The sequence below is a fragment of the Sneathiella sp. genome, assembly GCF_047631475.1.
In the GTDB taxonomy this organism is placed as follows: Bacteria; Pseudomonadota; Alphaproteobacteria; order Sneathiellales; family Sneathiellaceae; genus Sneathiella.
The window spans coordinates 32,645-44,306 of sequence record NZ_JBLHZT010000033.1 but is presented as its reverse complement, the minus strand read 5'-3'; the positions used below and the strand labels follow the sequence as shown (position 1 = coordinate 44,306).

The window sequence follows — 11,662 nt, the reverse complement described above, 5'->3', positions numbered from 1 at the left end:
TTTTGCCCAACGATACACGCTCGTAGATGGGCAGGGAAACTTCGGGAATATTGATGGCGATAATGCCGCTGCCATGCGTTACACCGAAGCCCGGATGACGGTTTTTGCTGAATTGCTTCTCAGGGATCTGGATCAGGATACAGTCGATTTTCGGGATACGTATGACGGGGAAGAAAAAGAACCCGTTGTGCTGCCCGCGGCTTTTCCAAATCTGCTGGCAAATGGATCGTCGGGTATTGCTGTGGGAATGGCGACGTCTATTCCCCCTCATAATGCAACGGAACTTTGTAACGCCTTGCTGCATCTTGTGAAATATCCTGGTGCCGGTATTGATAAGCTAATGGAATTTATCCCGGGACCGGATTTTCCAACAGGCGGCGAACTGGTTGAAAAAACTGAAAGCATTCGCGAAGCGTATGAAACAGGGCGCGGTGGTTTTCGTCAACGCGCTACTTGGGAGAAAGAGGATACTGGCCGGGGGACATACCAGATTGTTGTCACGGAAATTCCCTATCAGGTTCAAAAAGGGAAACTGATTGAGCGTATTGCGGAACTCATTCAAGCAAAAAAATTGCCGTTCTTAGCGGATGTGAGAGACGAGTCTGCGGAAGATATTCGTTTGGTTCTGGAGCCAAAAAGTAAGAATATTGACCCGGAAATGCTGATGCAGGGCCTGTTCCGTTTGACGGATCTGGAAAATCGATTTTCTTTGAACATGAACGTTCTGGATGCCACGCAAACACCGCGGGTCATGAGCCTGCGGGATGTTTTGCAGTCTTTTCTGGATCATCGATTTGTCGTTTTGGTACGCCGTTCGAAATACCGCCTTGGTAAAATTGAAAACCGGTTGGAAGTGCTGAACGGCTATTTGATTGTTTTCCTTAATCTGGATGAAGTTATTCGTATTATCCGAGAAGATGATCATCCAAAGCAGTCATTGATGGAAACCTTCAAGCTGACTGAGGTTCAGGCAGAAGCTATTCTGAATATGCGACTTCGGTCTTTACGGCGACTTGAAGAGATGGAGCTTCGCACCGAGCATGAGAAGCTGACAGCAGAAAAAGCGACACTTATTGCGTTGCTGGACAGCGAAGATCTGCAAAAAGAAGCGATCTCAGCTGAGCTAAAAGACCTGAAAAAGACGTTGAAAGAGCATCCTGATGTTGCGCTGCGCCGGACGCGGGTCGGTGAAGCCATCGATCTGCCTGATATTCCGCTTGAAGCGATGATCGAGAAAGAACCTATTACGGTTATTTGTTCGGAAAAAGGCTGGGTTCGGGCATTAAAGGGACATGTTGCCCAAACGGGGGATGAAAAATACAAGGACGGTGACAAGGAGCGTTTCTGGATTACTGCGGAAACCACGGATCGGTTAGTCCTGTTTGGAACGAATGGCCGTTTCTATACGATTGGCTGCGATAAATTACCAAGAGGACGCGGGCATGGTGAGCCGGTTCGGTTAATGGTTGATCTTGGGAATGATCAGGATATCGTCGCCCTGTTTGTTCATAAACCAGGACGGAAATTATTGGTGGCATCAACCGATGGCCGTGGTTTCGTTGTTGATGAAAATAGCATTATTGCGCAGACTCGAAATGGTAAGCAGACCTTGAATGTCTCGGGGGATGTTGAGGCAGCGTTTTGCATCGAAGCAATAGGGGATTCTGTTGCTGTGGTTGGTGATAACCGCAAACTGAACTGTTTCGCCCTGGACGAAATTTCCGAGATGACGCGGGGCCGGGGAGTAACATTGCAACGCTATAAAGATGGCGGTTTGTCTGACATCAGAACCTTTGTTCGCGAAGAAGGTTTGAGCTGGAAATCCGGTGAACGAACACGGACAGAGCATGACCTGACCGGCTGGTTTACAAGACGGGGAAATGCCGGTCGACTTGCGCCTAGAGGGTTTAGTCGTAACAACAAATTCAGTTAAGCCGGAGACATGATGCAAACGGTCTATGAGGCGTTTTGTCGATCAGTTGAACTTTACCCACAGAACGCTTTTTTGTGTGTGCCACCGCTGAAGGGGCGCGACTACAGTCCTGAGGGGGCTGAGATCAGCTATGCCGAAGCGGCTGTGGCGGTTGACGAAATCCGGGCGACATATACCCGGTCAGGATATACCGTTGGGCACCGGGTTGCTTTCCTTTTGGAAAACCGTCCTGACTATATTCTTCATTTGTTGGCCCTGAATTCACTTGGCGTTTCCTGCGTACCGATCAATCCGGATTATCGCCATGCCGAGATGCTGTATCAAATGGATCATTCCGATGCGGATCTTGTCATCTGTATCGATACGCGTTTTGCAGACCTTGAAAAAGTGGCTGCAGAACGGGGGAATCTTCCAGTGATTGGCATTGGAGCTTTTTCCGACGGGGTTCCGGAACCTCAGCGGGAAGCGGTCGGTGGGCAACCGGGACTGCAAACGGAAGCGAGCCTTCTTTACACCTCTGGTACGACGGGCCGGCCTAAGGGTTGCATCCTGACCAATGACTATCATCTGACGGCAGGGAAATGGTATTCTGAACTCGGTGGTTTGGTTGATATTCGTCCCGGTAAAGAACGATTATTTAATCCTCTGCCTCTTTTTCATATGAATTCGGCTGTTGTCTCGTTGGGTTGTATGATCTTGACGGGGGGATGTTTGATTATTCCCGATCGTTTCCACCCTCGAAGTTGGTGGCGGGAAGTCTGCGATACGCGCGCGACTATTATCCATTATTTAGGCGTTGTACCGCCGATGCTGCTTAACCAGCCGGTATCAGAATGGGAAACCGCCCATTCGGTCCGGTTTGGTATTGGGGCGGGTGTCGAACCGGAATTGCATGCAGTTTTCGAAAACCGGTATGGCTTCGCGCTTCTTGAAATTTGGGGAATGACTGAAACGGGGCGGATTTTTGCGGTCAACAGCGAGCCCAGAAAAATTGATACACGCGCCTTCGGACGCCCGCTCCCTGGCTTCGAGGCTAAAATTATAGATGATACCGGAGCTGAATGCCCTCGGGGTGTTGCGGGTGAGCTTGTCGTCAGAAATTCGGAAGAAACACCGAGAAAGGGCTTTTTCTCCGGCTACTTAAAAAACGAACAGGCGACAGAAGAAGCTTGGACCGATGGCTGGTTCCATACAGGCGATACGGTCGTTCAGGATGAAACCGATATGCTTTATTTTGTTGACCGGAAAAAGAATATTATTCGGCGGTCAGGCGAAAATATAGCCGCAGCGGAGGTTGAAGCCGTCCTGCAATCTCATGAAGCGGTGGCGCAGGTCGCGGTCATCGCCGTTAAAGATGAAGTTCGCGAGGAAGAGGTTCTTGCTTGTATCGTTCTGATGGAGGATGCTGAAGCATCAGAGACACTGGCGAAAGAGCTTTTTGATTTCTCGGCTGAACGGTTGGCGTACTATAAACCGCCAGGATGGATCCTGTTTTTGGAGCAGCTGCCGACAACCGGCACGCAGAAAATTCAAAAAACTCAGATCTTTGGTCCAGACGAAGACCCAAGGACTATGGATGGCATAATGGATTTTAGAGTGTTCAAAAAGAAAATGGGGCATTAGCATCAAGTCTCTATTCTATTGACCGCGCGGAAGGGGCTGATAATGAGTTCACCTGAAACGAATGGCCTGTTAATCGATGCACTTTGGCCCCGAACCTTTGAAACTGGTCAATTTGAAAAAACACTGCGATTGACGAGTATTGTCTCTGTTGGTGTAGGATTGTTATTTGTTGGGGGGTGGACCGTGGTTCCCACCTTCACAATACCGACCTCGTTACAGGCAGTCGCCTCTGTTTTGGTCGGGGGCGCCTTCGGCTGGCGTCTTGGTAGCTTCGCATATCTGATTTACGTTGTTTTTGGTTTCTTTGGCCTTCCTTTTTTTATTAGTGAAGGATCATTCCTTGCACTAGATGGGCGGACATACGGGTACGCCTTCGGTATCTGGGTGACAATTTTGCTTTCCAGTTATTTTGCGTCGCGTGGATGGTACCGGCATCTGGGCTTGGGGATCCTAGCGGCAAATATTTCTGTATTGGCTACGCTTTTGATCGGAATGGTTTTTTTGAGTTTCCGCAGCGGCATAGACGAAGCTTTTCGACTGGGCTTCCTGCCTTATGTTTTTAACAATGTCGTTAAAGGAATAATTGTTGCGGTGATCCTTTGGGCATGCTGGAAATGGGTCGACTATCTAAACTCCAAGAAAAAAGCCGCTGAATAAATCAGCGGCTTTTTTTGTTTTTTCCGTCAATTTGCCGGTAAGGCATCAGGCAGGAATGTAATGATTTCCGGGAAATTCCAAAGTAACAACAGGCCAATCACCTGAATAATTACAAACGGAATAACACCTCTATAGATGTCCATAGTCGAGACATTTGGCGGTGCAACACCTCGCAGGTAGAACAATGCAAAGCCAAAGGGCGGCGTAATGAAGGAGGTCTGCAGGTTTACCGCAATCAGGATCGTAATCCAGGTTGGGGGCATCAACGCAGGATCTGCTGCATAAATCACCGGCCCAACGATCGGAATAACAATGAAGATGATTTCAATGAAATCCAGCACAAATCCGAGAAGGAAAAGCACGATCATCACCACAATCAAAAGTGTGCGGGGATCTTCAAAAGACTGCAAAAACTCTTGGATATAGTGCTCGCCACCAAAAGATCGGATTGTCAAACTCAGGAAGAGGGAGGCAATCAGGATCACAAAAACCATCGATGTGACCTTGGTCGTTTCATTAATGATGCCCGACATGATTTTGTCGCGCACCAAAATCCAGCATGAATATAGCAGGCCAAAAACGGCAACATGATAGGAAATCAATGAAACAGCAATCGCAACCTTGTTGTCGAAGTCAATATTTTCCATACTCATCCGCAGGTCGAAGTTACCACGGGTGAGAAGCAGAATAATAATCGCAAGCGAGGCCCAGATCACGGGTTTGGTTGATTGGTTCTTGTCTTTCAGTTTCCGGTTTGCTGCAAGCATGATTGCGCCAGCTGCACCCAATGACGCCGCCGCTGTCGGGTTTGTCACGCCTCCCAAAATAGAACCAAGCACTGCGACGATCAAAATAACGGGAGGGGAAACCACACGAAGGGTTTCAATTTCCATTAGTCTGACAGACGCGTGTTTCAGGCCATAGATAAGAAGAAGGCCGGGTAGGAAATAGTATGTAAATTTGGTTCCGCCTGTCGCGTCGCCACCGACTAAGAACCAGTCTGCGAAGAATAACAGGACAACCCCGACCAATCCGGACACGATCGGTGCCAGCGAGTAACTTGGACGCAGTGCCCAGGCCAAAGTCAGTAAGAAACTAACGATAACCAGAATGGCAAGGTTGCCGCTTGACATAGGTGCATGAACCACGACATTTTCGACAACTTCAGAACCCGTCAGTCCGGCATTTACAAGTATAATCCAGAACACCACCATGGCAATCAAGGGTCCAAAGACAGCGCCGAGCAAAAACCAAGGATTATTTTTATAATAAGATAACAGGCGATAGGGATCCGGCTCTCCCAACTGAACAGGGGGGGCTTTGTCTTTGTTAAGCAAAGCAAAACCCATTGCATAAGTTGCATAGAGCAGGGCAAGGAATACACCAGGAATAAACGCGGCTTTAAAGAGGGTTCCCGTGGAAAGAACAGCCGGCTCGCCCAACATTTCCAGAACGGTTACGCCTAGCTCATTGGCTCTGTTTTCTTGACCAATGGCATACATGTCGCCAACGATTGATCCCAAAAGGACGATCACGATCGATGGCGGGATAATCTGACCGAGGGTACCAGATGTCGCGATGACACCCGTCGCCAACGATTTTGAATATCCATTTTTGAGCATGGTCGGCAAGGCAATCAAGCCCATTGTTACCACAGTCGCACCAACAACGCCTGTTGACGCTGCAAGCAGGGTACCCACCAAAACAACCGCAATCGCAAGTCCGCCCGGAATGGTACCGAATAACTTTGCCATTGTGCTGAGAAGGTCTTCAGCAATGTTTGAGCGTTCCAGGGCGATGCCCATTAGAACAAAGAGAGGGACTGCCAACAGAGTTTCAACATTACCGCCAAAGGCACGGGAGAAAACCCCCTGTGCCCAGGTCGACTCGGTTGAAAGCATCGCTTTTTGCCAACCCCCTTCAAAGACAGGGACCTGCTCCATAACACCGTCGATTTCTTGTAAGGTGTAAAGCAGTCCGGCTTCGTTCAGGATTGCAATCACAGCAAAACTGACAAAAGCAGAGCCAGAAATAGCATAGGCTACTGGATATCCCGATAGAATACCCCCGAAAAGGGATATTCCCACAATCATCAGCGAAATTTCAACGCCGGTGAAACCAAATAACATGGGTCAAAGCTCCGAGATAAATTAAAGTGGATGGGCAGGCTGGTCGCGCTTGCCCGTGTTGGCTTCATCGCTGAGGGATTCAATGCCAATGCCACCGATTGGGTCTCCATCAAACGAAACATGCGTTGGAATGTCTTTGTCCTTTTCAAGAAGCGCAAGGATATTCCGAAGCAAAAATGAAACCGCACAAATAAACATCAACCCAGCAAAAATCAGGACGAGCAGTTTAAAGCCCCAAACCCAAGAAAATTCGGCTGTCCCTGATGTCTCAAGCCGGACGGAGCGCCACCGAGTGGAGGTTGTCCAGATGTTCATTGGTTTTTGTGCGAAGATAGCGTTCATGGCAATTGGCCAGGAAAACCACCAAAGTAAAAGCGTTGACGGAATGAAAAAGAAGAGGGTTCCGAAAAAATCGATCCAATGTTTGGTTCTTTTTTTACAGGACGCATAAACCAGATCGACGCGAACGTGACCGCCTTCAATAAAGGTATAGGCCGAAGCCATTGCGATCAGGATCGCATTGTAGAATTTCAATTGACCAGACAGCCACTGCAATTCTTCGCTGACAATTGTCATCCCTAAAGGCGCCAGAATAATTTCGTTCCCACGGAAAATCTGCCCAACTGCGATAATTATGACCTGTTGGATCATCATTAGCAGAGCAAACCAGGCGGCTGCTTTACCGATTTTCGCGTTGAAATTTTCCAGTGTGTTGACGGTTCCGTATAGAAAACGACGTTTATATATACCGATACCGATTAGAAGGATGACGATCGCGATGACGACGAAAAAGAATTCAATCGACATACCGACTTGCGTCAGCACATTCATTTTCTTTTTCAGAGTATCCAGCGTTAGCCAATTATAAATATGCCAAGGGAGAATAAGTAGGTTTACGAATCCCATGGCAAAATTCAAAAAGAAACTTCCAAGCGCTTCCATGTTGGTTCTTCCCGTTCAGTCCCGCGGATCAATTCTGTGCAGTGATATATATCAGGCAACGTAGGTTAGCAAAAGTTATTGCGTATCTGCCTCGTCCCGTTTTATGCGGGTTTTTCGAGAATTCTCTTCTGGAATTCTTGATAGCCTCAAAGATATCAGTGATTTTAAAAGAGGCTGGGTACATGCACGTATGATTATGCGAACAGTCCGTATAAAAAATGCAGAACCGGACCAAAAGGTCCGGTTCTTTGACTACTCAATACGATTAGGAATTATCCTAGAACTCGTGAGCGTTGAGCGCCGTACACGCCAGAAGAGAGACGGTCCCAAGCAGCAGATGCTTTCATGGATTTCTCAACTGATTCACGGATTTTCTTGAAGAGTGGATCTTCCATGTTGCTGTCGAGAACTTCCAGAGAAGCCTTACCGAATGCATCCCAAACGTCATCTGGGAATTCCAGAGTCTTAACGCCAGCTGCCTGCAAGCGAGTCAGTGCTTCAGAGTTGTTGGCAAGATACTGATGGAGGTTCCAAAGGTTTGCTTCGCCAGCAGCAACTTCGATCATTTTCTGATGCGCTTTGCTCAGGCCGTTAAAGCGGTCTTTGTTGATACCAACAGCAAGACCAGCACCTGGCTCATGGAAGCCGGAAGTGTAATAGAATTTAGTGATTTCCTGGAAACCTGCTTTTTCGTCTGCCCATGGGCCGATCCATTCAGTTCCGTCAATCGCGCCAGACGCCAATGCTTGATACACTTCTGAACCAGGCAATGTCTGAACAGACGCACCAAGTTTACCGAGTGCTTTACCACCAAGGCCAGGCATACGGAATTTCAGTCCGTTAAAGTCAGCAGCTGACTTGATTTCTTTACGGAACCAACCACCCGCCTGGGGGCCAGTGTTACCGCACAAGAATGAATGCAAACCAAATTCTTCACCCAGTTCAAGGTGGAATTTGTGGCCATCCTGATGGTAGTACCAGTTATGCAGTTCATTTGGTGTCATACCAAATGGAACAGCGGTGAAATATGCAAAAGCAGGATGCTGACCAACATAGTAATAATCGGCGGCGTGATACATATCAGCCTGACCGGATGTTACTGAGTCAAAAACAGCGGAAAGACCGGAAACCAGCTCACCATTTGCTTTTACGTCGATTTCAAGTGTGCCGTCTGACATGGCATTGACAGAGTCAGCGAAGTGAACAGCAGCGTCAAAAACGCCTGCGAGGCCACGGCCCCAAGCTGTAACCATTGTGAGTTTTTCACGGCCTTTTGCGATTGCAGGAGCAGCCATTGCTGCTGTGCCTACAGTACCCGCAACACCCACACTTTTTATGAACTTACGACGATCCATTTACTAGTCTCCCTATTGACGTCATTTCTCCCAAACATGCGAGTTCTCCCTTCGCATGATTGGGGCCGAAGATAGCGGCAGTTTTCGATCAGGTCTAGCGATAAAGAAAATGAGATGTGAAAAATTTGACTGAATACGAACAATTTTTAATCATTTCGCACAAAATAAATGCTGTTTTTGAACAAAAATCAGTCGTTTAAGGGAAAAATTGATTTGTTTGACCGGCGATGGCCAAAATCCAAAAAAAATCAGGAAAACAGAACCTGCCAACCTTCTTTTGTTAAAATTTCAACGGGGCGGAATTTCTTTTTATAGGCCATTTTGGGGCTTTCCGCGATCCAGTATCCTAAATAGACATAGGGCATCGCCAGATAGCGCGCCTGTAAAATATGCCAAAGGATAATAAAGCTTCCGGGGCTGTTTTTTTCTTCTTCCGGATCATAGAAACTATACACAAGTGATAGGCCATCATCCATCAGATCCGTCAGACAAACCGCATATAAGGTACCGTCTTCCCGCCGAAATTCTGTGAGCTGTGACTGAACCGGGCTGTCTTCGACCATTGCCTGATAGTCGCAGAACGCCATATCAGCCATGCCACCTTCCGCATGGCGCGCCAGCAAATATTTTTTAAAGAGAGTAAAATGTTCGTCTGTTGCGATTGCGGGCCGTTCAATAGCTTTCAGCAGGCGGTTTTTAGACCACACCCTGCGTTGTGATTTGCTGGCTGAAAACGCTTTGGTTTGGACACGTATCGGAATACAGGCATTGCATCCCTCGCAGGCGGGACGGTATGCCAGATCCTGACTACGCCGAAATCCGGCAAGGCTTAAGGCATTGTGTAAATGATCTGGATCTTCTCCTGCAAGCAGCGTTACGATTTTCCGCTCCATCTTGTCTTCCAGATAGGGGCAGGGGGCGGGTGGTGTCGAAAAGAAGAACCGTGATGGAATTTCGACTCGTTTCATCGTGTGCCTGTAACCAAAATAATCATATTTATGAGGGTAACGCGTTTCGTCAGTATAGCAAATACTACACTAAAATTTCCTAACAAACTTATAGCAAGCCGTAATAAAGAGGCGCGAAAATGGAAAAAACCAGCCATAAAAGGATGACGAGGGGGGCACCGGCTTTAAAATAGTCCATGAACTTGTAGTGGCCGGGTCCCATCACCAACAGATTCGTTTGATATCCCATAGGGGTGGCAAAGGAACAATTGGCAGCAAAAATAACAGCGAAAACAAAAATCATTGGATCAACGCCTAATTCGGTTCCAATGCTGATTGCGACGGGCGTGAACAGAACGGCCGTGGCATTGTTGCTGAGAACATTGGTGAACAGGGCGACCAATAAGAAGAAGATGGATAATACAACCGCAGGCCCTGCACCATCCAGAAGACTAAGCGCTTGATGCGCAAGGTAGGACGCGCCCCCGGTAGCCTGCATGGCTGCGCCCAGACCCAATGCGGCCCATATCAATAGGAATATTCGGCGATCGATTGAGCGGCTGGCCTGATGAATATTCAAGCAACCAGAGACAACCATCGCCGTTGCACCCGCTACCGCAGCGACGACAATCGGAACAAAACCAGTGGCTGCACTCAAAATAACGGCTCCAAAAATCAACCGCGCCCTTAAAGAAAGGGCAAGCGCAGGAAGCTCGCGGGTTGACCATTCCAGCAACAAAACATCAGGGTTATTGCGAAGCTCCATAATTTCCTGGCGTTTGCCCAGAAGAAGCAACACATCTCCGGCCTCAAGCCGAATGTCGGTCATTCTGCTTGTGCGGATCATTCGAGAACGTCGCTGAATGCCCAACACCACGCAGCCGGTCTGATAGTGAAAGCTGATTTGGTGAAGTGCACGACCAATCATACGGGATGCAGGCGCAACAACAACTTCTGCCAGCGTCTGGTCCCGGGTATTCTGCTTGTCGTTAGGCTCACTGTCTGATTGATCGTCATTTTCAAGGAAGTCGTGGAGGATCTCAGGATTATCTGCGAAAGCATCTGTCAAAGACTTGCGGGTTCCCGCAAAGACAACAGAATCGCAAGGCCGTAAAACAAGATCATCAAACGGTGGCAATAGTAGCTTTTCTTCTCGTTGAATGAAGCGGATGGTAATATTGCGTAAACTCGGGAATTGCCCGGCAACGGCCCGTTCACCAACGAGGGGGCTGTCTGGCGAAATCTCGATCTGTACAATGAATTGTTTTCCAGAAATTGGCGCAGATCCATCCGTAACAGCGTCCCTGTTAGGCAGCAATCTTGGCACAACAAGCATGGCATAAAGCAAGCCTGCGACGGCCAGCACAATTCCGGGAACGGAAAAATCAAAAAATCCGATGGGCGCGTGTCCGGCCTGCGTCGCTGACGCAGAGACAAGCAGATTGGTGGAAGAGCCAATCAATGTTGTCATCCCGCCCAGAATAGATGCGTAACTCAGCGGGATCATCAATGTCGACGTGGATCGGTGCATGCGTTCTGCAAGCGCAGTCATTAGCGGGATGAAAATGACAACAACAGGTGTGTTGTTCATAAACGCGCTGATGACCATAACAATCGTAAGGACAAGTGCAATCGCCATAATTGGATGATGGCGGCGAAGGGTCACCAGTTGGCGGATTGGTTTCTCCAGCGCGCCTGTTCGCACGATCCCCTGACCAACAACCAGAAGAGACAGGACAGTGATAAGGGCAGGGTCTGCCAGTCCGGCCAGTATATCGCGGGCGGACAGTAAATCGTTGCCTTGTTTATCGACAAGGGGATAAAAGTAGAAAAGCAGTAATAGGCCGGCGATAACAGCAACAGCTGAAATTTCCAGTTCAATTCTGTCGCTGGCAAACGCATACATGGCAACCGCGATAAACCCGAATACCAGCCACATATGAAGTTGAGTTTCAATCATGTTTGTTTAAAAACCACACTGTTGTTACTGAGCCCGTTTTCAGAAAAGTTCCAAGGGATGCTTATTCTTTTATCACCAACTTCTTCTCATCATCAGGATTGTCCGCAATCTTGCAA

General features: G+C 48.2%; 8 protein-coding genes. 3 read left to right on the top strand and 5 right to left on the bottom strand.

The genetic code is table 11. The features are described 5' to 3' along the window. The 3 genes from parC to ACJAYR_RS13320 form a co-directional block, all read left to right on the top strand. A partial coding sequence (gene parC, locus ACJAYR_RS13330) for a DNA topoisomerase IV subunit A (protein ID WP_415237057.1) occupies window positions 1-1,933 on the top strand: 1,933 nt, incomplete at its 5' end. Window positions 1,934-1,942: 9 nt separating this feature from the next. Continuing rightward, window positions 1,943-3,556, top strand: coding sequence for an AMP-binding protein (locus tag ACJAYR_RS13325; protein WP_415237056.1), 1,614 nt, complete (start codon window positions 1,943-1,945; stop codon window positions 3,554-3,556). Between the two features lie 42 nt (window positions 3,557-3,598). Then, window positions 3,599-4,213, top strand: coding sequence for a biotin transporter BioY (locus tag ACJAYR_RS13320; protein WP_415237055.1), 615 nt, complete (start codon window positions 3,599-3,601; stop codon window positions 4,211-4,213). A 26-nt stretch (window positions 4,214-4,239) separates the two neighbouring features. Here ACJAYR_RS13320 and ACJAYR_RS13315 read toward each other — a convergent pair whose 3' ends face one another. The 5 genes from ACJAYR_RS13315 to ACJAYR_RS13295 form a co-directional block, all read right to left on the bottom strand. Beyond that, a complete protein-coding gene (locus tag ACJAYR_RS13315; protein ID WP_415237054.1) occupies window positions 4,240-6,342 on the bottom strand; it encodes a TRAP transporter large permease in 2,103 nt (700 codons plus the stop codon). 21 nt (window positions 6,343-6,363) lie between these two features. Further along, the gene (locus tag ACJAYR_RS13310; protein WP_415237053.1) at window positions 6,364-7,284 is read right to left on the bottom strand and encodes a TRAP transporter small permease subunit; all 921 of its coding nucleotides are present in this window, start codon (window positions 7,282-7,284) and stop codon (window positions 6,364-6,366) included. A 272-nt stretch (window positions 7,285-7,556) separates the two neighbouring features. Continuing rightward, a complete protein-coding gene (locus ACJAYR_RS13305; RefSeq protein ID WP_415237052.1) occupies window positions 7,557-8,639 on the bottom strand; it encodes a TRAP transporter substrate-binding protein in 1,083 nt (360 codons plus the stop codon). Window positions 8,640-8,887: 248 nt separating this feature from the next. Then, window positions 8,888-9,607, bottom strand: a complete 720-nt coding sequence (locus tag ACJAYR_RS13300) for an arginyltransferase (protein ID WP_415237051.1) — start codon at window positions 9,605-9,607, stop codon at window positions 8,888-8,890. 88 nt (window positions 9,608-9,695) lie between these two features. Continuing rightward, window positions 9,696-11,546: an SLC13 family permease gene (locus ACJAYR_RS13295; protein ID WP_415237050.1), complete on the bottom strand. Its 1,851-nt coding sequence runs from the start codon at window positions 11,544-11,546 to the stop codon at window positions 9,696-9,698. Window positions 11,547-11,662: the final 116 nt, after the last annotated feature.

Coding starts and splice junctions, on each gene's coding strand:
- ACJAYR_RS13325 (WP_415237056.1), top strand. CDS start 1,943: ATGATGCAAACGGTCTATGAGGCGTTTTGTCGATCAGTTGAACTTTAC.
- ACJAYR_RS13320 (WP_415237055.1), top strand. CDS start 3,599: ATGAGTTCACCTGAAACGAATGGCCTGTTAATCGATGCACTTTGGCCC.
- ACJAYR_RS13315 (WP_415237054.1), bottom strand. CDS start 6,342: ATGTTATTTGGTTTCACCGGCGTTGAAATTTCGCTGATGATTGTGGGA.
- ACJAYR_RS13310 (WP_415237053.1), bottom strand. CDS start 7,284: ATGGAAGCGCTTGGAAGTTTCTTTTTGAATTTTGCCATGGGATTCGTA.
- ACJAYR_RS13305 (WP_415237052.1), bottom strand. CDS start 8,639: ATGGATCGTCGTAAGTTCATAAAAAGTGTGGGTGTTGCGGGTACTGTA.
- ACJAYR_RS13300 (WP_415237051.1), bottom strand. CDS start 9,607: ATGAAACGAGTCGAAATTCCATCACGGTTCTTCTTTTCGACACCACCC.
- ACJAYR_RS13295 (WP_415237050.1), bottom strand. CDS start 11,546: ATGATTGAAACTCAACTTCATATGTGGCTGGTATTCGGGTTTATCGCG.